Here is a 21,114-nt window from a genome sequence, read left to right on the forward strand (position 1 = left end):
GTGGGCCCGAGAAGGAGTATGAGAGCGATGGAGCTGAGACACCTGCGATATTTCGTCGCAGTGGCGGAGGAACGGCACTTCAGTCGTGCCGCGGCCCGCCTGCACGTCGCCCAACCCCCGCTCTCCCAGCAGATCAAGCAGCTCGAGGAACACCTCGACACGCAGTTGCTCGTGCGCACCACGCGCAAGGTCGACCTCACTCCGGCGGGACAGCTCTTCCTCGACCGTGCCCGGTCGATCCTCGGGGAGATCGAACGTCTGGAGGACGACACCCGGCTGGTCGGCCGGGGTGCCCGGGGCGTGCTGCGGCTGGGAGTCGTCGGGTCGGCCACCTACCGCCTCGTTTCCCACCTGCTCTCGACCACCCGGCAGGAACTGCCCGGTGTCCGCCTGCACGTCACCGGGGAACTGCTCACCCCCACCGCCTTGCGCATGCTCGACGAGGGACACCTGGACGTCGCCCTCCTCCGCCCACCCTCGGGCGGCCTGCCGATGCACGGCGACACCGGGCGGGGCAAGCTGAAGGTCCGCCGCGTCTCCCGCGACCCGCTCGTCGCCGCTCTGCCCGCCGACCACCCCCTGGCCTCCTGCGAGACCCTGCGCATGGCCGACTTCGCCGGGGTCGACATCGTCTCCTACCCGCCGGACTCCGCCGTCCACGCGATCAGTGCCGAGGCGGCCCGCCGCGCCGAGTTCTCCCCGCGGATCGTCCAGGAGGCCGGCGAGACCGCCACCCTGCTCGCACTCGTCTCCGCCGGGGTCGGCATCGCCCTCGTCCCGGTCACCCACGACGGTTTCACCCTGCGCGGGGTCGTCCTCCGCCCGGTCACCGACGCCCCGACCGTCGACCTCGCCGCTGCCTGGCGGTCCACCGGGGAACCGGAGCCGCTGCTCGACTCCTTCCTCACCCTCCTGCCCTCGGCCGGGTCCGTCGACACCGCCACGTCCCTCGACCCTGCCGGGTCCGTCCACGCCACCGAGCCCATCGAAACCTCCGACCCCTCCGACGAATCGAGATGACCATGACGATCACCCGCATCGAGGCGATCCCCTACGCCATCCCGTACACCCACCCGCTGCACTTCGCCTCGGGCGAGGTGCACGCCGCCGATCACGTGCTCGTGCGGGTCCACACCTCCGAGGGGGTCGTGGGGGTCGCCGACGCCCCGCCGCGCCCCTACACCTACGGGGAGACCCAGCGCTCGATCGTCGAGGTGATCACCGGACTGTTCGCCCCGCAGGTCGTCGGCCTCGAGGTGACGGACCGCGAGAAGATCCGCGCGATCATGCACCGCACGGTCCACAACCAGGTGGCCAAGGGCGCTCTCGACATCGCCCTGTGGGACGCCATCGGCAAGCTCACCGGCACCTCCGTCCACCGCCTGCTGGGCGGCTACACCGACAGCATGCGGGTGAGCCACATGCTCGGTTTCAAGCCGGCACAGGAACTTCTCGACGAGGCCCTGGCCTGCGGCGAGCAGTACGGCATCACGACCTTCAAGCTCAAGGTCGGCCGCCGCCCCCTGTCCCTCGACGTCGAGGCCTGCCAGGTCCTGCGCGAGGGCCTGGGCGAGGACGTCGAGATCTACCTCGACGCCAACCGCGGGTGGACCGCCAACGAGGCCGCCGAGGTGCTCCGCCGCACCGAGGGTCTGGGCCTCACCCTCCTCGAGGAGCCCTGCGACGCGAAGGAGGCCATGAGCCGCCGTCGCCTGGTGGAGAACTCCCCCATCCCGGTCGTCGGCGACGAGTCCGTCCCGACCGCCGGCGACGCCTCCCGCGAACTCCTCAGCGGTGGCTGCAACGCCATCTGCATCAAGACCGCCCGCTCCGGGTTCACCGAGGCCACCGAGATCCTGGGCCTGTGCACGGGCCTGGGCGTCGACGTGACGATGGGTAATCAGATCGACACCCAGGTCGGTTCGCTCGCCACCGTCACCTTCGGTGCCGCCCACGAGGCGTCGAGCCGCCGCGCCGGCGAACTGTCGAACTTCCTCGACATGGCCGACGACGTGCTGGCCGAGCCCATCGCCATCCGCGACGGCCGGATCGCCGTCCGTGACGTCCCGGGCGTCGGCGCCGACATCGACGAGGACAAGCTCGCGAAGTACCGCTCGGATTCCTGAACCGTGTCCGACGCCGCCCCGGCACCCCGCCACTGAACCAGTACCGCTCACCCGTTCCACGAGAGAGGACACGACATGCTCTTCATGACCCGCATGCAGGTGGAGTTCCCCGACCACCTCACCCCCGAACAGGTCGCCGACTTCCAGGCCCGCGAGAAGGAGTACTCCGGGAACCTCCAGCGCGAGGAGACGATCCTGGGCATCTGGCGGATCGTCGGCCAGTACGCCAACCACGCCCTGTTCGACGTGCCCGACAACGACACCCTCCACCAGGTGCTCAGCGGCTTCCCGATGTTCCCCTACATGGACATCACCGTCACGCCCCTGGCCAAGCACCCGAACTCGATCAGGTGAGGGAGCGGCTTCCGCTCACCTGATTGATCCTCGGCAACTATCAGCACCCCGTGCCTCGATATTTCCCTTCTCGGCCCGCACCCGACAAGACCGTGAACACGACCACTCACGGACCGTCACATCCGAAGTCCACGGCGGCCCGTCCCACGGAAACGAAGGAGTTCCCATGACACCCCCCCCCCCCGAGCCGACCGCAGCAGCCTCCGGCAACGCCGCGACCGACAGCTTCCGCGCCTCCGGCAAGACCTTCGCCGGCGAGGTCGACAACGCGCGCGTCAACAAGATCGCCACCCGCGCCGTGCAGGCGATCAACGACATCGCCCGCGAGGAGCGCCTCACCTACGACGAGTACAACGCCTTCAAGGCCTGGCTCATCAAGGTCGGCGAGGACGGCGAGTGGCCGCTCTTCCTCGACGTGTGGCTCGAGCACACCGTCGAGGAGGTCAACACCGACCACCGCCAGGGTTCCAAGGGCACCATCGAGGGCCCCTACTACGTCGCGGGTTCGCCGGAGAAGGCCTCGCCCGCCACCATCGACATGTGCGAGGACGAGAAGGGCACCCCGCTGCTCTTCCAGGGCACCATCACGTCCGTCGACGGCACCCCGCTGCCCGACGCCAAGGTCGAGCTGTGGCACGCCGACGAGGACGGCCTGTACTTCCGATGGGAAGTGCAGGGCGCCTCGTCGTGCTGCGCATGGTGGAGCCGATCAGATGCCGGGAGGCCTGCGTTCCGGCTGCAGTTCTCCGCGAACCGCCCAGCACCTGATCCGGGAGATCGCCGAGGCCTCAGGCCGCGGACTGTTCCGGCTCCGTCGCCGGTGCGACCAGAGGCGGCAGGACCGCGCGGAGGAGGAGCGCGGCACCGATGAGGACCACCACGGTGGCGAGCAGTCCGAGGACCGCGGAGCCCAAGAGGGCCGCCACGAGGTACCCGACGAGGGCCGAGCCACCCGCCAGGCCCGCATAGGGCAGCTGGGTGAGTACATGGCCGATCACGCTGCTGCCGGCCCCGGTGGAGGACAGGATCGTCGTGTCCGAGATGGGCGAGGCGTGGTCACCGGCGACGGCACCGGCGAGGACCGCGCCGAGGGCCGGGAGCAGCAGGTCGGGTTCGCCCACGGCGTTCATGATCCCGCCGACGAGGGGCAACAGCAGTCCGAAGGAACCCCAGGACGTGCCGGTGGCGAAGGCCATCGCCGCGGCGATGAGGAAGACCAGCGGGACCAGCCAGGCGGGCCCCACAGCGGTGCTCTCGACGACCTGTCCCAGGTATTCACCGGTACCCAGGGTCTCGATGAGCCCACCGAGCATCCACGCGAGGACGAGGATGCACAGCGCGGGCATCATCGACTTCACACCCTCGTACCAGCCACGGCCGAAGGTGGCGAGAGAGAACCGGGGATTCCGGGTGGTGTACCGCAGGTAGTAGTAGAGCGTGGCCGCGAGTCCCAGGACGCCGCCGACCATGAGGGCCTTGCTCGCGTCCGTCTCCGCGAGGACGTCGATGAGACCCCAGGTGGGGTAGGCCGTGGGGTCCTCCGCGTTCGCCGCCCGGACGGCGGACCACCCGGACCACAGGATCCCGGCGAAGACGCCGGCGACCAGGAGGAGGAAGGGGACGATGAGCGCGCGCATGGCGCCTGGCCGGTTGACCGGCAGGTCGTCCGCGATCTCCCCGGGGATCTCCGCGTCCGGGTCGAAGGTCCGGCCCTCCTCCAGGGCACGCCGCTCCTCCTTCCGCATGGGGCCGAGATCGAGGCGCAGGACCATGGTGAGCCAGACCAGCAGGACGGCGGCGATCGCGTAGTAGTTGGACAGGGCGGCCCCGAGGAACGCCTCGACACTGCTCATCGTCAGGGCCGAGGCCGCGACGATCGGCACCAGGAGTCCCATCACGTAGGCGCCCCAACTGGAGAAGGGCGCCAGGACCGCGACCGGGGCCGAGGTCGAGTCGATGAGGTAGGCCAGTTTGGCGCGACTCACGCGGTGGCGGTCCGTCACCGGACGGCTCACCTGACCGACCGCGAGTGCGTTGAAGTAGTCGTCGATGAAGATGACGATGCCGAGGACGCCCGCGAGCATCTGTGCCCCGCGCCGCCCCCGGATCCGTGTGACCGCCCAGTCCGCGAACGCCCGGGTCCCGCCGGACATCATGATGAACGCGGCGATGACGCCGAGCAGCGCCACGAACGCGAGGATGTAGACGTACCACGTGTTGACGGTACCCGTGTCCCAGAAGACGGCGGCGAAGGAACCCCAGATCTCGACGATCGCGTCGACGGGGTGGAATCCGTGGATCAACAACCCGGCGAGAAGGATTCCGCTCCCCAGACTGAGGAGTACCTTCCGCGTGAGAACCACCAGCAGGATGGCGACGACCGCCGGTGCAAGGGTGAGAACGGGATAGGCCTCGATCATGGTGTGGTTCTCCCTCCGAGAATCCCCCGTATTCAATGCGAGCCACCTGCACAGGTCAGCTCGGGCCGTAGTCCGTGCGGTTGCCCTGCCGTCCAGTCGCCTCGACGTCCGTTTGTCGTGCCGTCCTGCTATCTTGGCCGGTGGACGCCGTCCGACGAGCACGACGACCGAGACGACGACGAGGAGACGATCGTGGACAGCCTATCCGGGGACCCCGGTCCCCCGTCGTTCGGGGCGTACTCCGAGGTGGGCCGACTCCGGCGGGTGTTGGTGTGCTCACCCGGTCTCGCCCACGAACGGCTCACCCCGTCCAACGCGGAGGCACTGCTGTTCGACGACGTCATGTGGGTGGAGAACGCGCGCCGTGACCACGCCGCCTTCGTCTCGCTCATGGAGGACCGGGGCATCGAGGTGAGCGAACTCACCACGCTCCTCACGGAGACCCTCGCCCTCCCCGCGGCACGCGCCTGGCTCCTCGACCGCACGATCACCCCCGACGACGTGGGACTCGGACTCGTGGAGGACGTCCGGGCCTTCCTCGACGCACTCCCCGCCCATGAACTCGCCCGCTTCGTCCTCGGCGGACTGTCGACCACCGATCTACCACCGGACTTCACCCCGTCCGCCCTCCGGCTCGTCCGGGAGGAGACGGGTATGCGGGACTACCTGCTGCCGCCGCTGCCCAACACGCTCTACACGCGCGACACGACCAGCTGGATCCACGGTGGTGTGACGCTCAATCCGCTGTACTGGCCGGCCCGTCACGCGGAGACCCTCGTCATGAAGGCCGTCTACGAGTTCCACCCCCTCTTCGCGGGAGCGGTCGACACCTGGTGGGGCGACCCCGAGCGGGACCACGGGCTCGCCACTCTCGAGGGCGGCGACGTGATGCCGCTCGGCGGCGGCGTGGTCGTCGTCGGCATGTCCGAGCGGTCGAGCCGCCAGGCCGTCACCCAACTCGCCCACGCGCTGTTCGTCGGCGGTGCCGCCGACCGCGTGATCGTCGCCAAGATCCCCAAGCTCCGCGCCGCGATGCACCTCGACACCGTCTTCACCATGGTCGACCGCGACGTGGCGACGGTCTTCCCGGGGATCGTCGACCGGATCGAGACCTCCACGATCCTCCCCGCGCCGACCGCCGCAGGGCTCGAGGTCCACGCCGAGTCGGATCCGTTCCCCGCGGTCGTCGGCCGCGCGCTCGGTCTGCCGGAGCTCCGCCTCATCGCGACCGGTGGCGACCGTTACGCCTCGGAACGGCAGCAATGGGACGACGCGAACAACGTGCTCGCCCTCGAACCCGGCGTCGTCGTCGCCTACGACCGCAACACCCACACCAATGCCCTCCTCCGCGAGGCCGGCATCGAGGTCCTCGAGATCGTCGGGGCGGAACTGGGCCGCGGACGCGGCGGCGCCCACTGCATGACCCAGCCCCTGCTGCGCGAACCCTGAGCCCGACGGGAAGCCGGACGCGGTATGTGGTGTGGCCCCGCTATTCGAGTGAATAGCGGGGCCACACCACATACCGCGTCGGACATGGGCCCTCAGAGCTGGATGCCGAGGAACCAGACGGCGAGGGTGAGGGTCACGGCGGTGACGAGCACGATGCCGATGAGGTTGAGCCACACACCTCCGCGGACCATCTGTGCGATGGACACGTAGCCGGTTCCGTAGGCGACCGAGTTCGGCGGGGTCGCGACCGGCAGCATGAAGGCGAAGGTCGCGGCGAGGGCCACCGGGACCGTGAGGAGCAGCGGGTCCGCTCCGATACCGAGCGCCACACCGCCGATGACGGGGACGAAGGTCGCGGCGGTCGCGGTGTTCGACGTGATCTCCGTGAGGAAGATGATGAGCGCGACGAACACCGCGACGAGGAGGACGACGGGCAGGACGCCCAGGCCCTCGGAGACGTCACCGATCCACAGCGTGAGCCCGGAGTCGCCGAACATCGAGGACAGGGCGATACCGCCGCCGAAGAGCAGGAGGACGCCCCAGGGCATCTTCACCGCGGTCTCCCAGTCGAGCAGGCGCACACCACGGGCCGCGCCGCCGGGCACGAGGAACATGAGCAGACCGATGAGCAGGCCGATCCCGGCATCGTCGATGAAGGGGTCCTCGAAGATCGTCGGGATGAGGATCCAGGAGGCCGCGGCGAGGACGAAGAGTCCGAGCACGAGCATCTCGCCGGTCGACATCGCGCCGAGTTCCCGCAGCTCCTTGCGGATGAGCTCGCGACCACCGGGGATGTGCGCGACCTCCGGCTTGAACAGCACCTTGACGAGGAGGAACCAGGCGATCGCCATCATGACGATCGCGAGCGGCACACCGACGGCCATCCACTGGCCGAAGCCGATGGAGATGCCGTGCTCCTCCGCCAGATAGCCGACGAGGAAGGTGTTGGGCGGGGTGCCGATGATCGTGCCGACCGAGCCGATCGACGCGGCGTACGCGATACCGAGCATGAGAGCGGTGCCGAAGCGCGACTTGAGCACGTGTTCGTTCTTCTCCTCCTCGCTCGCGTCCTCGCTCATGCGTGCGGCACCGGCCTTCTCCATCGCCTCGTTGACGAGGAGGAGGACGGACAGGCCGATGGGGAGCATGAGGACCGCGGTCGCGGTGTTCGACACCCACATGGAGAGGAAACCGGTGGCGATCATGAATCCGAGGATCATCATCTCGGTCCTCTCCCCCATGAAGGAGAGGATCACGAGCGCGATGCGGCGGTGGAGGTTCCACCGCTGCATGGCCAGGGCGATGAGGAAGCCACCCATGAACAGGAAGATCGTCGAGGACCCGTAACTGGCGCCGATGCTCGACACGGTGACCGCGACCTCCTCACCGGTCTCCGGGTCCGGGACGAGGGGCGTGAGGACCGGGAAGGCGACGAGCGGGACGAGGGCCGTGGCCGGGATCGGCAGGGCCTCCGTCATCCACCACACCGCCATGAGGCCGGCGATCGCGGCGGTCACCCGGGCGGCGTGCGGGACCTCTCCGGGCAGGAGGAGATAGAGGGCGAGGGCCAGGACGAGTCCGCCGGCGAAGCCCGCCCATCGGAGGGTGGTCGACTTCGTGGAGACGGCCGGGGCCCGCTCGCCCGGTGACCGGGCGTCGATCTCGGTCCCGGTCTCCGGGAGGGGCTCGGCGTGCGCGGCGTGTTCACCGGCCACGCGGTCGTTTCGCTGTGAATCGGACACGGCGGGGGTTCCTTTCCGATGTGGGACCCACCGCGTCGGTGCGGCAGGGCCGTTTGCCGGAACAGGCTATCAACGACCGGGGTGAGGACGGCAGTCGGCCGCCCTCACCCCGTCATGACCTCACTTGGTTATTACGGCGAGGGCGTCGACCAGGTGCCCCAGGCCTCCGAGGTCGGGGCGCCCCAGGCGGTGTGGTCGACACCCTCGACGACGGAACGGGTCACGGGTGCACCCGCGTGTGCGTTCTCGTAGTTCTCGGAGATCGCCGGCGGGATGACGGTGTCCGCGGACCCGTGGAGCACCCGGACGGGCACGGTGGGACGCAGCCGGACCGGATCGGCCACCGCGAGGACGTCCTCGCCCGGGGCCTCGCCCCCACCGAAGAAGTCGTCGATCGCACCGTCGTCGAGACCCTCGGCGCGCATGGTCGCCAGGTCCGCGGCCGGGGCCAGGGCGACGACACCGGTGACCTGCGGGTTCCCGGTGGCCCACCGGGTGCCCGCCGGCAGGCCGGCCCGACCGACGGCCCATGTGCGCATCCGGTCGGCCTCGCGCCACAGGCCGCCGTGGAGGAGCAGGAAGAGGGAGTCGACGGGATCGGGCGGTTCGAAGACATCGGCGACCTGGCGGTCGGTCGTCCCGTACCGCATGATCGCGTCGGGGTACATGGGCTCCGCGGCGGTGTTGTCGCCGACGGGTGCGGGGTGGGTGGTCTCGGTCATGAGGTCTCCTCCTGGAGGACGGTGGTACGGGTGGGACGGAAGCCCGCGCGGACGGACTCCGGGTCGAGCAGGACGCTCACGAGGACACCGATGACGATCCCCCAGAACGCGGCGCCGATGGAGAGGAACGTCAGATCGGTGATCGTCACGAGGAAGCACACGAGCGCGCCGGTCGTGTACTTCCCCACGAAGGCCTGGACGAAGGCACCCTGGAGCGAGGCGAGCATGGCCAGGCCGCCGATCGTCGCGACGTAGGCCTCCGGCATCGTCACGATGATCCGGACCATGCCCGGTGCCAGGAGCCCGAACAGGATCGCCGTGACCCCGACGACGACGGCCGCCGCGTAGTGCCGCGAGGGCCTGCCGTGCGTCGTGACGATCGCGTTCGTCGGCCCCGCCAGACAGGTGGGTGCCCCGCCGAAGGGCGCGGAGAACGCGGTGAACACGCCACAGGCGAGGGTCACGAGGTTCATGTGCGGACGGTGGCCGTGGCCGGTGAGGACCGCCATGCCCTGCCCGTTCTGGACGACGACGACCGTGACGACGAGCGGGATCGTGAGCGACACGAAGGTCTGCAGGTCGAAGACCGGGACGGTCCACACCGGGTCGACGAACCAGCGGCCGGACACGATCTCCGCGTCGAGCACGCCGTCCCGGGCGAAGAACACGACGAGCGCGCCGAGCACGAGGGCGACGAGGACGGGCGGGACGCGGGTCCGCAGCCAGGCGATCGCGGAGACGAGGACGAACACACCGATCATGGGGCCGGCGACGAGCGGGTCGGAGACGAGCGCCTCGACGACGCCGGTCCCGAAGGACAGGAAGACGCCGGCGACCATCGCCATGACGACGGGCATGGGGACGGCCTTCATGAGCCGGTCGATCCTCCCCGTCGCCCCGAGGACGAGGAGGAGGGCCGCGGACATGAGGAACCCGCCGACGACCTGCGGCCACGAGGTGCCCGTGGCCATCGCTCCCCCGACGACGACCGCGCCGGGGATCGTCCAGAAGAAGACGAGCGGCTGGCGCAGCACCCAGGAGATCGCGATCGTGAGGATCCCGTTGAACACGAAGACGGCGGAGACCCAGCTGGCCAGTTGGCGGGCGTCGAGCCCGGCGGAGGCCCCCACCGCGAGGATCACCGCGACGGGGCCGGTCGCCGAGAACACGATGCCGACGAGTCCGTCGGTGAGCGCCGTCCGGTCGAGGGCCCGCTTCAGCGGCTCGGTCTCCGGCACCTCGGCAGCGGTGCCCGTGGAGTTCGGTCCTCCCGTGTTCATCCGACGCCCTCCCCCGGGGACCGTCCGTCGGCGGGGTCACGGCCCTCGACCGAGGCGGCCCGCAGTGCCGCGAGCTCGCCGCGGGTCCGCACCCCGAGTTTCGCGTCGATGCGGGTGAGGTGGAACTGGATGGTCTTCGGGGACAGATAGAGCCGGGCCGCGACGTCCCGGTCGCACATGTCGACGACCGCGGTGCCGCCGATCCCCGACCACATCTCCCGGGCGCGCGTGAGGAGGTCCACGGCCTCCCGGCGCTTGCCGGCCCGCCACAGGGTCTGGCCGTACCGGAAGGTGAGGCGGGCCTCGTCGACCGGCAGGGGAAGCCCCGCGACGAGTTCGAGGGCACGTTCGAAACTCTCCTTCGCCCCGTCCACGTCGCCGGTCCGGGCGCGGAGTCGTCCCCGGACGCCGGCGAGGCGGGCGAGGACCGAGCGGCGGTCCCGGTCGGCGGCACGCGCCTCGTGGGCGTCGAAAAACGTGCGCGCCTCCGCGTGGCGCCCCTCCTCGACGAGGGCCGCGGCGTTGACGTCGGCCCAGGGCCAGAAGCCGGGCTCGTCGACGGCCTGGGCCCGCGAGCGGGTGAGCGGGTCGAGAGACCGGAGGACCTCCGCCGGGTGGGCGTCGAGGTCGGCGAGGTGGGCACGCGCCAGGGCGGCCGGGATCTCCATGATCTCGTAGCCGGACATGCCGGGATCGGCCGCGCGGAGGGCCGCCACGGCCGCCGTCCGGTCGCCGCGGTAGGCGTGCACCTGCACGGCCGTCCACTCCAGGAGCGGCCGGGACAGGAGGACACCGGAGCGGTCGACGATGTGCCGGCCGGTCTCGACGGTGCGCAGCGCCGCGTCCCAGTCCCCGGTGAGGTACTGGACGCAGGCGAGCCACCCGAGGGCCCACAGCGTGATCCGGTCGGACCCGCCCAGCCGGGCCATCGCGACGGCGGTCTCCAGGAGGCTACGCGCCTCGTCTGGACGTTCCCCGGCCAGGGCCAACCAGCCCCGGCCCATCGTGATGCGCTGGGACTGCGGCCCGTGTTCGACGGTGCGGGCCAACCGTCGGTAGTTCGCCACCGCGCCGTCCCAGTCGCCGGAGGCCGCCGAATCGAGCCCCCGGATGGCCGAGGCCTCGATCCCGGTCGAGGAGTCCGCACCGGCGAGGTCGATCGCGGCGTCCGCGCGGGCGACGAGTTCGTCACCGCGGCAGCGGGCCAGGGCGTCGAGGACCTCACGCTGCGCGATCCTGGCAGGGGTGCTCCCGGAGCCCCCGGCGGCCTCCACCAGGTGGTGCGCCCGCCGCAGACGGGCCCGGGCCTCGGTCGCCCGGCCGCGGACGATCGCCAGGTAGGCGAGTGCGGTGTCCCTCTCGGCGGTCTCGTGGAGCGTCTCGATGTCGGGGATCATCGCCTCGGCGGCATGGACCTGGCCGGCGGCGATGAGGACGTCGAAGGAGCGGACGAGGCGGTCGGCCCGGTCCTCACCGTCGGTCGCCAGGCGGGCCGCGTCGCGGAACAGGCGGGAAGCGGAGTCCCAGGAGCCCGCCTCGGCGGCGACCCGGGCGAGCGTGTCGACCTCGCGGGCCAACGCGTCGTCCGGGAGGAGCGCGGCCCGGACCCGGTGGCCGAGCCTGCGGACCTCGTCGGTGACGACGGCGGCCGCGGCCCGGTGGCGTGCGGCGACCTCCTGCATCCCCATGGCCTGGAGGACGGCCGGACGGACCATCGCGCCGGCCGGCCGCGGGTGGTGGCCGTGGGCCATGTCGACGAGTCCGGCACGCACGGCCCCGTCGAGGGCGCACAGGGGGTCGTCGGTCCCGGAGTCGATACCGCGCCCGTGGGCGCGACACAGGCGGGAGACGGCCTCGGCGTCGAGGCCTCGGAGGTGGTGGGTCCGGTCGACGGCCGCCCGCAGGCGTTCGTCGACCTCGGGGGCGCAAAGGACCACGAGGAGCGGCGCCTCGGCATGGTGGCGCACGGCCGTCACGAGCGTGCGCAGCGACAGGTCGTCGATGTGGTGGGCGTCGTCGATGACGAGGACCCCCGGGCCCTCCTCCTGCCCCGCGGTGAGCGCGGCGACGACCTGCCGGGCGGCGGCCGCCGGTGACCCCGCGGGGTCACCGGCGTCGACCTGGGAGAGGACACCTCCGGCGGTGTCCCGCTCCCATTCGAGACCGTGGGCCAACAGCCCGGTCCCGGGATGAGCGGCGAGGAAGGACCGGACGAGCGTGGAGACGCCGATGCCCGGCTCTCCCACGACGGCCACGGCCAGTGCCTGCGACCGCGCGGAGTCCACGCAGTCCGTCAGGACCGCCAGGTCCGTCTCCCGTCCGATGCATTCCATGGTGAATGTCATCTCCTCACGATATCCGTCGGTCGCGGAACAGGTCAGACGGTCTCCGGTGCGGCGTCCACGACCTCGACCTCGTCGAACTCGTGGGTCGGCGACTTCGGCACGAGGCTGGTGACCCCGGCCGCGAGGACCGCGACACCGGCGAAGATGAAGAACGCGGTGGAACCACCGAGTCCGGCGGAGATGATGAGACCGACGATGACCGGGGCCAGGATGCCGCCGAGGCGCCCTGAACCGGCACACCAGGCGACGCCGGCGCCACGGGCGCGGGTCGGGTAGTAGTTGGCGACGAGTCCGTAGACGAGCACCTGGGTGCCGAACAGGAAGCCGCGGTAGGAGTCGAAGCGGGCGACCTTCGTGAGGTCGTGCGAACCCTCCTTGTTGAAGCTCTGCTCCGGGTACCCGGCGTCGTCCGGGCCCTTGACCTTGAGCAGCTTGCCGTCGTTGCGGAAGGTCCAGCCGTGGAACGGGCAGGTGAGGGTCATGCGGTTGTCGGTCTTGCGCCGGCACAGCATGGCGCCGCGGTGGGCGCAGGCGTTGATGAGGCAGTGGAGCTCACCGTTCTTGTCCCGCGTGATGACGACGGGCTGACGGCCGATGTAGGTCGTCAGGTAGTCACCGGGGTTGGGGATCTGGCTCTCGTGGGCCAGGTAGAGCCAGTTGCCCTCGAAGATGTGCTTCATCACGAGCGGGTACCCGGCAGGACCCCGAAAACGACCGCGAGGGCCCTCCCACCGGCGGTGGAAGAGCCCTCAGGGGGTATGCGTCACAGAAATGTTTCGAAAGACGCACGCCCCGTCCGAACGGACGTTCGGATGGGGCGTGGACCTGCGGGAACGGCGGCGGCGTGCTGTTCAGTCGGCCTCGTCGACCCGGGCGAGGAAGTTCGCCACGTGGTCGGCGACGATCTCCGGGTGCTCGGCCATCGGGATGTGCGCGGCGTCGGGCACGACGACGAACTCGGAACCCTCGACCGCCTCGTGCATCGCCTGCATGGACTCCGGGGTGTTCCCGGGGTCCTGGGCACCGGCCATGAGGAGCAGCGGGGTCGTGAGGTTCGGCAGTGCCTGGCGCAGGTCGTAGGACGCCAGACCCTTGCAGCACTCGATGTACCCGGCGTCGTCGACGCCCCCGAGCATCTCGAGGACGATGGGGCCCGCCGCGTTGTCCTCGTCGATGAATCCGGCGGCGAACCACCGGTCGACGGTGTCCGGGATGAGGCCGCGGGTACCGTCCTTCTCGACCTCGGCGATCCGCTGGTTCCAGCGCTCCGCCCCACCGAAGTAGTCCCCGCAGGCGACCGCGACGACGCCGCGCAGGCGTTCGGGCGCGATCGAGGCGAGCGTGAGGGCGGTGGCACCGGAGATCGAGACACCGGCGTAGTGGAAGGTCTCCGCGCCGAGCTCGTCGACGATCTCGAGGACGTCCCGGGCGATCGACTCGATCGTCACGTCGGTCTGCAGGGGCGAGGCGCCGTGGCCGGGCAGGTCGTAGGTGACGACCCGGAAGTCGTCGGCGAGCCGGTAGGCGACACCGGCCCACAGACCCTGGACCGTGCCGAGGGAGTTGCCGAGGACGAGGAGGGGCGCGGTCGGATCCGCGTCGTTGATGACCGTGTATGCGAGCTTTGCCATGCGCCCGACTCTAGTGGCACCCGCGCGCCACCGACAGGACGGTCCCGACGAACGGGACGTGAACGGCTCGTGGGAGTCGAGACCTCACAGCACGGAGGTAACCGCGGTCCTGGCATCGACGGACCGTCTGCGTCGGGGAACATCGCAGTCACAGCACGAGCAGGCTGCCGGCCATGAGTGCCATGCCGAGCAGGAGCCCGCCGAGTGTCCACCGGTGGTGGCCGTAGCGGTGGGCGGCCGGCAGCAGCTGGTGGAAGCTGATGAACACCATGATCCCGCCGACGGCCGCGAGATTGATCCCCAGGACGTCCGGGGTGATGAAGGGCCGCAGGACCAGGTAGCCGATGAGCGCACCGGCGGGTTCGGCGAGACCGGCGAGGAAGGACACCGCCAGCCCACGCCGACGGGACCCGGTGGCCTGGGTGATCGGTACGGCCACCGCGATGCCCTCGGGGACGTTGTGGACGGCGATGGCGACGACGACCGGGATCGCGATCGCCACGTCCTGGAGGCCCGTGAGGAAGACCGCGAACCCCTCCGGGAAGTTGTGGAGCGCCAGGGCACCGGCCGTCACGATGCCCATGCGCAGGAGTGCCGCATCGGAGGGTGCACGGGACCCGGCCACCGAGTTCTGCGGGGTCCGTGGGACCGCCACGGGGACGAGACGGTCGATGAGGGCGGTGACGACCATGCCGCCGAAGAACCCGGTGACGGCCAGGGCCATGGCCGCGCGTTCCCCGCGGCCGCCCTCCTGCAGCATCTCGGCGCCGACGGGCAACATCTCGACGAAGCTCACGTAGACCATGACACCCGCCGAGAGCCCGAGCGCACCGGCGAGCAGATGGGTGGCGGGCCCTTTCACCGCCACGGCGATGAGCCCGCCGAGACCCGTCGCCAGACCGGCGATGAGGGTGAGGAGGAAGGCGAGGACGACGGGGGTCATACCCCATTTCTTCCACGTTCTCCCAGGTGGGACAATTCCTCATTCGCGCACATGCGCAAGTGTTCCGGGATTCCTCCCCGTCCGTCCTCTCGGCTCCCCGGCACTCCCCCAGTGCTGCGCCCCGGCGTCCTCCCCGGCACCGAGCATGTCCAGGAACAGCCGGTGGAGCGTCCTGTCGTCCCCGAGCTCCGTGTGGAAGGTCCCGGCGAGGACGGGGCCTGGGAGGACCGGGCCGGCCGCTGTGGCCCTGCCCGTGACGCCGGGCGCCCCGCTCGCGACGAGCACCGGGTCCCCGGCGTGCCGGGCGAGCACCTGCACCCCGGGCCCCACGTGGGTGATCCGCGGGGCGCGGATGAATGCGGCACCCCGCACCCCGCCCCCGAGGTGCTCCGTCGGATCGAGGTCCGCCACGAAGGAGGCCCGCTGGGACCCGTAGGCGTTCCGGGTGACCTCGACGTCGAGGACGGGGATCCGCGGGAACGACGCGAGTGCGTCACCGTCCGTCACCCGCGAGGCGAGCAGGACGATCCCGGCGCAGGTACCGAACAGCCCCAGACCCGCGGCGTGGGCGCCCGCGATCGCGCCGGCCAGGCCGGTGGAGGCGGCGAGCCGGACGAGCGCGGTCGACTCACCGCCGGGCAGGACGAGACCGTCGAGTCCGGCGAGATCGGCCGGGGTCCGGACCGCCACGGTCCGGGCACCGAGCGCCTCGAGCGCCCTCCGGTGCTCGGCCACCGCCCCCTGGAGCGCGAGGACGCCGACCCGACGGCGCCCGGACCCCGGCACCCCACCGCTTCTCCCTGCGGGAGCGCCGACTGCCCGAGGCCCGGTCACCAGCCGCGCTCCGCCAGGCGGTGCGGGGCCGGCAGGTCGTTCACGGAGATCCCGACCATCGCCTCCCCGAGTCCGCGGGAGACCCGGGCGACGACCTCCGGGTCGTCGTGATGGGTGGTCGCCTCGACGATCGCGGTGGCGCGGGCGGCCGGGTCACCGCTGAGGAAGATCCCGGACCCCACGAACACACCCTCGGCACCCAGCTGCATGGCCAGGGCCGCGTCGGCCGGGGTCGCGATGCCCCCGGCGACGAAGGTGACGACGGGCAGTCGCCCCTCCCGGGCGACGCGGGCGACGAGGTCGTAGGGGGCCCGCAGCTCCTTGGCCGCGACGTGGAGTTCGTCCGCCCGACGGGCGGACAGGGCGCGGATCTCCTCGGTGATCGTGCGGATGTGGCGGACGGCCTCCGAGACGTCGCCGGTCCCCGCCTCGCCCTTCGACCGGATCATGGACGCACCCTCGGAGATGCGCCGCAGGGCCTCCCCCAGGTTCGTCGCACCGCAGACGAAGGGCACCTCGAAGGCGTGTTTGTCGATGTGGTGCACGTGGTCGGCCGGGGTGAGCACCTCGGACTCGTCGACGTAGTCGACGCCGATGGTCTGGAGGATCCGGGCCTCCACCGGGTGGCCGATCCGGGCCTTCGCCATCACCGGGATCGACACGGCCTCGATGATCTCCGCGATCATGTCCGGGTCGCTCATCCGGGCGACCCCGCCCTGGGCACGGATGTCGGCCGGGACGCGTTCGAGCGCCATGACGGCCACCGCGCCCGCCTCCTCCGCGATCCGGGCCTGCTCCGGGGTGACGACGTCCATGATGACGCCCCCCTTGAGCATCCGCGCCAGGCCGGTGTTGAGGGTCGTGCGGTCCGCGACGGAGCCCGCGGTGGCAGGGGTGGTGGCCGTGGAGGGGGACGTGGACGCCACTGCGGCGTCGGTCTGCTGTGTGGTCATGGCAGGAGACACTAGGACCACTCTGGCCCATGGCGGTGGTCCAGAGGACACCGACTTCCGTGGGCCAGGTGTCGCTCCCGCCCCGGAGACGACCGGCGTGCTTCGATGGACACCATGGACCTCCACGACCTCCCCGTGCCCCTCGACCGCGCGAGCACGGTCCCCCTCCCGGCCCAGGTGGCGCACGCCGTGCGCGATTCGGTCCGGACCGGCCTCCTGGCCCCCGGAGACCGGATGCCCGGGTCGCGTTCCTGGGCCCGTGACCTGGGCCTGTCCCGCGGCACGGTCGAGGCGGCCTACGAGCAACTGCGGACCGAGGGCTACCTCGTCACCCGCGCGCGCGGCGGCACCTTCGTCGATCCCGACCTCCCGGCGGTCCTGCGGCGGGCGGGAGCCGTCTCCCCCACGCCGCGACCGGAGAGGACGGGGCCCCGGGTCCGGGTCGACCTGCGCCCGGGCGCCGGCGGTGAACCGATCGCCGGGGACCCCCGCTTCCGCGCCGCCTGGCGCCACGCCCTCGACGCCCAGGACCCCGAGGGGGACGCCCGGGGTCTGCCCCGCCTGCGGGAGGCGATCTCCGAGCACCTGCGCCTCATGCGGGGCACCACCGTCGACCCGGACGACGTGCTCGTGACGGCAGGGTCCCGTGACGGACTGGCCCTCGTGCTCCGGGCCCTCCGGGAGACCGGCGCGTCCCCACTCGTCGCGGTCGAGGACCCGGGGTTCCCCGGTCTGCGCCGCACGCTCGAGGGACTGCCGACGGTGCCGGTGCCCGTCGACGGTGAGGGGATGGACCCGGATGCCCTCGACGCCCTGTGGCGGGCGGGGTCCCGACCGGGTGCCCTGCTGCTCACACCCAACCACCAGTTCCCGCACGCCACGTCGATGCCGGCCGCCCGCCGCGCGGCTCTGGCCCAGTGGGCCGAGGACCACCGTGTGACGGTGCTCGAGGACGACTACGACAGCGAGGCGCGCTACGCCGGGGGCCTCACGCCCCCGCTGTTCGAACTCTCCCGTCGGCAGGTCGCGCACATCGGGACCTTCTCGACGGTGCTCACCCCCGTCGTGTCGACGGGGTACGTGGTCGCGACGGGGCGCCTGGGGAGCACGCTGCGTCGCCTGCGGGAGGCGGCCGGTCCGGTGGTCCCGCTCCTCACCCAGCGGGCCGTCGCCGAGTACCTGGGCACCGGGGGCCTGCGGACCCGGATCGGCCGGGGGCGCCGCCGCATGCGTGCGGCCGAGCGAGTGGCCGCGGAGTTCGCGCACCTGCCGGGCCTCGTCCGGGCCGGGCGCTCACTCGTCGTCGAGACCTCCGCCGAGGTGTCCCGCCGTCTGCGCGCCGACCTCGCCGCCCACGGGGTGGCGGTCGGCGACCTGGCGGCAGGTTGGTCCGGCGACGCCCGGCGTCACGGCCTCGTCCTCGCCCACCCGAACGCCGAACCGGACGACCTCCGCCGGGTCCTCACCCGGATCGCCCGGGACGTGGGATCCTGAGTCAGCCGGCCATCCGGTCGATCTCCGTGAGCCTCTTGTTCGCCTTCTTCAGGCGGCGGGAGAGAACGAAGATCCGCACCGAGCCGGCGATCCCGGCGATGAGGACACCTGCGATCGCGGCCAGCAGCATGGCGACGCCGAGCGGCAGTTCGAAGGCCCACCCGAAGTAGGCGAAGTCCGCCGGGGTGTTGTTCTGCACGATGAAGACGAGGAGTGCGACGAGCACGAGGGCACCCACGATGAGGGACACCCAGGCCCCGGCGGAGACCCCTCCGCCGTCGCGGACCGGGCCGGATTCGACCCGGCGAAGCGGCAGGTCGGCGTCGTGGGCGGACTGCACGGCGGCGGACTCCTTGGCCGAGGCCTCCGGGATCGTGTCCGAGCTGGAGGCCTGGAGGGGACGCGTGGGATCGTCTGCACTGCTCATGGAAAGCATCTTCCCATGTGAGGCCGCCGGTGGGAAGAGGCATACGCCCGGTGGTGGGGTGCCGGGGGTCGGGCGGCATACGGAACGGGCCCCGTCGAGCAGGTGCTCGACGGGGCCCGGGTCGGTCCGAGGGGTGACGGCTCTCGCAGGAGACGTCATCACCTCGGGGACATCACTGCGCGAGGGTCGCGATGATGTCGTTGAAGGTCGGCGAGGGACGCATGACGGCCGTGACCTTCTCCTCGTCCGGCGCGTAGTAGCCACCGAGGTCGACGGGCGAGCCCTGGACCTCCAGCAGCTCGGCGACGATGACGTCCTCCTTCTCGCGCAGGGCCGTCGCCACGGGGGCGATGGCCGCGGCGAGCTCGGCGTCGGCGGTCTGCGCGGCCAGCTCCTCGGCCCAGAACAGGGTGAGGTAGAAGTGCGAACCACGGTTGTCGAGCTCGTTCACCTTGCGCGAGGGCGACCGGTCCTCGTTGAGGAAGGTCTCCGTCGCGGCGTCGAGGGTGTCGGCGAGGACGCCGGCGCGGGCGTTGCCCTCCTTGTTGAGGAAGTGGCGGAAGGACTCCGCGATCGCGAAGAACTCACCGAGGGAGTCCCAGCGCAGGTGGTTCTCCTCGACGAGCTGCTGCACGTGCTTGGGTGCGGAACCACCGGCACCGGTCTCGAACAGGCCACCGCCGGCCATGAGCGGCACGACGGAGAGCATCTTGGCGGAGGTGCCGAGCTCGAGGATCGGGAACAGGTCCGTGTTGTAGTCACGGAGCACGTTGCCTGTCACGGAGATCGTGTCGAGGCCCGCACGGGCGCGCTCGAGCGAGAAGGCGGCGGCCTCGGCCGGGGCCATCACGTGGATGTCGAGGCCCTCGGTGTCGTGCTCGGGCAGGTACTGCTCGACCTTGGCGATGAGGTTGGCGTCGTGTGCGCGCTGCGCGTCGAGCCAGAACACGGCCGGGGTCTGCGAGAGACGGGCACGGGTGACGGCGAGCTTGACCCAGTCCTGGATCGGCGCGTCCTTGGTCTGGCAGGCGCGCCAGATGTCACCGGCCTCGACCTCGTGGGAGAACAGCACCGTACCGGACGCGTCGACGACCTCGACGGTGCCGGCGGCCGGGATCTCGAAGGTCTTGTCGTGCGAGCCGTACTCCTCGGCCTTCTGCGCCATGAGGCCGACGTTCGGCACGGTCCCCATGGTCGAGGGGTCGAGCTTGCCATTCTTCTTCGAGTCGTCGATCGCGGCCTGGAAGACACCGGCGTAGGAGGAGTCCGGGATGACGGCGAGCGTGTCGTGCTCGGCGTCGTCGGCGCCCCACATCTTGCCGCCGCCGCGGATCATCGCGGGCATCGAGGCGTCGACGATGACGTCGGAGGGCACGTGGAGGTTGGTGATGCCCTTGTCCGAGTTCACCATGGCGAGGTCCGGGCCGTCCTCCATGGCCTTCTCGAAGGCGGCCTTGATCTCCGCGCCGTTGTCCAGGGAGTCGAGACCGCTGAGGATCGAACCGAGACCGTCGTTGGGCGACAGGCCCGCGGCTGCGAGGTCGTCACCGTACTGCGCGAAGACGTCGGCGAAGTAGGCGCGGACGACATGACCGAAGAGGATCGGGTCCGACACCTTCATCATCGTGGCCTTGAGGTGGACGGAGAACAGCACCCCGCGGTCCTTGGCCTCCTGCACCTGGGCGGCGAGGAACTCCTGGAGGGCCCGCGCGCTCATGAACGTGCCGTCGAGGACCTCACCGGAGAGGACGGGCACCTCCTTGAGGACGGTCGTGCCCTCGGCGGTCACCAGGCGGATGGTGGCGGTGTCGGCGGCGGCGAACACGTGGGACTTCTCGTTGGAGAAGAAGTCGTCGGCACCCATCGTCGCGACATCGGTCTTCGAGTCGGCCGACCACTCGCCCATCCGGTGCGGGTGGGCCTTCGCGTAGTTCTTCACGGCCTTGGGCGCACGGCGGTCCGAGTTGCCCTCACGCAGGACGGGGTTCACGGCCGAACCCTTGACCTTGTCGTAGCGGGCCGCGATGTCCTTCTCCTCGTCCGTCTGCGGGTCGGACGGGTAGTCGGGGAGGTCGTACCCCTGACCCTGCAGCTCGGCGACGGCGGCCTTGAGCTGCGCCACCGAGGCCGAGATGTTGGGCAGCTTGATGATGTTGGCCTCGGGCGTCTTGGCCAGGTCACCGAGCTCGGCCAGGGCGTCGTCCTGCCGCTGTTCGGCGGTGAGACGCTCCGGGAACTGCGCGATGATGCGGCCTGCCAGGGAGATGTCACGGGTCTCGACCCCGACACCGGCGGTGGTCGCGAAAGCCTCGATGACGGGCTTGAGCGAGTAGGTCGCCAGGAGCGGCGCCTCGTCGGTGCGGGTGTAGATGATCTTCGCCATGCGAGTGTCGA

Annotated in this window: 18 protein-coding genes; 6 read left to right on the forward strand and 12 right to left on the reverse strand. The window is 71.0% G+C overall.

The genetic code is table 11. The features are described 5' to 3' along the window. The first annotated feature begins 27 nt into the window (after positions 1-27). The 4 genes from AAD496_RS13780 to AAD496_RS13795 all read left to right on the forward strand — a co-directional run bounded on the left by AAD496_RS13780 (position 28) and on the right by AAD496_RS13795 (position 3,351). The gene (locus tag AAD496_RS13780; RefSeq protein ID WP_349829411.1) at positions 28-1,020 is read left to right on the forward strand and encodes a LysR substrate-binding domain-containing protein; all 993 of its coding nucleotides are present in this window, start codon (positions 28-30) and stop codon (positions 1,018-1,020) included. Between the two features lie 2 nt (positions 1,021-1,022). Beyond that, the gene (locus tag AAD496_RS13785) at positions 1,023-2,126 is read left to right on the forward strand and encodes an enolase C-terminal domain-like protein (RefSeq protein ID WP_349829412.1); all 1,104 of its coding nucleotides are present in this window, start codon (positions 1,023-1,025) and stop codon (positions 2,124-2,126) included. 75 nt (positions 2,127-2,201) lie between these two features. Continuing rightward, complete coding sequence (locus tag AAD496_RS13790; protein WP_349829414.1) at positions 2,202-2,480, forward strand: muconolactone Delta-isomerase family protein; 279 nt, start codon at positions 2,202-2,204, stop codon at positions 2,478-2,480. A 166-nt stretch (positions 2,481-2,646) separates the two neighbouring features. Further along, positions 2,647-3,351 carry a dioxygenase gene (locus AAD496_RS13795; RefSeq protein ID WP_349829415.1) on the forward strand — a complete coding sequence of 235 codons (705 nt, stop codon included), beginning with the start codon at positions 2,647-2,649 and terminating at the stop codon, positions 3,349-3,351. Here the strand turns inward: AAD496_RS13795 and AAD496_RS13800 are convergent. Beyond that, positions 3,269-4,900, reverse strand: coding sequence for a Na+/H+ antiporter NhaC family protein (locus tag AAD496_RS13800; RefSeq protein WP_349829416.1), 1,632 nt, complete (start codon positions 4,898-4,900; stop codon positions 3,269-3,271). The genes AAD496_RS13795 and AAD496_RS13800 overlap by 83 nt on opposite strands. A gap of 192 nt (positions 4,901-5,092) precedes the next feature. On the opposite strand from AAD496_RS13800, the gene AAD496_RS13805 reads away from it, so the two are divergent. Then, entirely contained in the window at positions 5,093-6,349 is a 1,257-nt protein-coding gene (locus AAD496_RS13805) for an arginine deiminase (RefSeq protein ID WP_349829417.1), read from the forward strand. Positions 6,350-6,441: 92 nt separating this feature from the next. Here the strand turns inward: AAD496_RS13805 and AAD496_RS13810 are convergent, their stop codons facing one another. From AAD496_RS13810 to pdxS, 9 genes are all read right to left on the reverse strand, one after another. Next, entirely contained in the window at positions 6,442-8,091 is a 1,650-nt protein-coding gene (locus AAD496_RS13810; protein WP_433913773.1) for an SLC13 family permease, read from the reverse strand. Between the two features lie 131 nt (positions 8,092-8,222). Next, the gene (locus tag AAD496_RS13815; protein WP_349829419.1) at positions 8,223-8,813 is read right to left on the reverse strand and encodes a hypothetical protein; all 591 of its coding nucleotides are present in this window, start codon (positions 8,811-8,813) and stop codon (positions 8,223-8,225) included. Next, positions 8,810-10,093 (reverse strand): benzoate/H(+) symporter BenE family transporter, encoded by a 1,284-nt coding sequence (locus AAD496_RS13820; RefSeq protein WP_349829420.1) that lies wholly within the window; start codon positions 10,091-10,093, stop codon positions 8,810-8,812. Before AAD496_RS13820 ends, AAD496_RS13815 begins: the two co-directional genes overlap by 4 nt. Then, positions 10,090-12,438, reverse strand: coding sequence for an AAA family ATPase (locus AAD496_RS13825; protein WP_349829421.1), 2,349 nt, complete (start codon positions 12,436-12,438; stop codon positions 10,090-10,092). The genes AAD496_RS13820 and AAD496_RS13825 overlap by 4 nt, the downstream gene beginning before the upstream one ends. A gap of 32 nt (positions 12,439-12,470) precedes the next feature. Beyond that, complete coding sequence (locus AAD496_RS14895) at positions 12,471-13,118, reverse strand: Rieske 2Fe-2S domain-containing protein (protein WP_433913774.1); 648 nt, start codon at positions 13,116-13,118, stop codon at positions 12,471-12,473. A gap of 171 nt (positions 13,119-13,289) precedes the next feature. Beyond that, positions 13,290-14,069: an alpha/beta fold hydrolase gene (locus AAD496_RS13835; protein WP_349829422.1), complete on the reverse strand. Its 780-nt coding sequence runs from the start codon at positions 14,067-14,069 to the stop codon at positions 13,290-13,292. A gap of 148 nt (positions 14,070-14,217) precedes the next feature. After that, positions 14,218-15,012: a zinc transporter ZupT gene (gene zupT, locus AAD496_RS13840; protein ID WP_349829423.1), complete on the reverse strand. Its 795-nt coding sequence runs from the start codon at positions 15,010-15,012 to the stop codon at positions 14,218-14,220. Positions 15,013-15,051: 39 nt separating this feature from the next. Beyond that, entirely contained in the window at positions 15,052-15,798 is a 747-nt protein-coding gene (gene pdxT / locus AAD496_RS13845) for a pyridoxal 5'-phosphate synthase glutaminase subunit PdxT (protein WP_349829424.1), read from the reverse strand. A gap of 44 nt (positions 15,799-15,842) precedes the next feature. Further along, entirely contained in the window at positions 15,843-16,799 is a 957-nt protein-coding gene (gene pdxS, locus AAD496_RS13850) for a pyridoxal 5'-phosphate synthase lyase subunit PdxS (protein ID WP_349829426.1), read from the reverse strand. A 105-nt stretch (positions 16,800-16,904) separates the two neighbouring features. On the opposite strand from pdxS, the gene pdxR reads away from it, so the two are divergent. After that, on the forward strand, positions 16,905-18,293 hold the full coding sequence (pdxR, locus tag AAD496_RS13855) for a MocR-like pyridoxine biosynthesis transcription factor PdxR (RefSeq protein WP_349829428.1): 1,389 nt from the start codon (positions 16,905-16,907) through the stop codon (positions 18,291-18,293). A 1-nt stretch (position 18,294) separates the two neighbouring features. On the opposite strand, the gene AAD496_RS13860 is transcribed toward pdxR, so the two are convergent. Both AAD496_RS13860 and AAD496_RS13865 read right to left on the reverse strand, forming a co-directional pair. Continuing rightward, the gene (locus tag AAD496_RS13860; RefSeq protein ID WP_349829429.1) at positions 18,295-18,720 is read right to left on the reverse strand and encodes a LapA family protein; all 426 of its coding nucleotides are present in this window, start codon (positions 18,718-18,720) and stop codon (positions 18,295-18,297) included. Positions 18,721-18,892: 172 nt separating this feature from the next. Beyond that, complete coding sequence (locus AAD496_RS13865; protein WP_349829430.1) at positions 18,893-21,103, reverse strand: NADP-dependent isocitrate dehydrogenase; 2,211 nt, start codon at positions 21,101-21,103, stop codon at positions 18,893-18,895. Positions 21,104-21,114: the final 11 nt, after the last annotated feature.

The organism is Brevibacterium litoralis (assembly GCF_040212315.1).
Taxonomy (GTDB): domain Bacteria; phylum Actinomycetota; class Actinomycetes; order Actinomycetales; family Brevibacteriaceae; genus Brevibacterium; species Brevibacterium litoralis.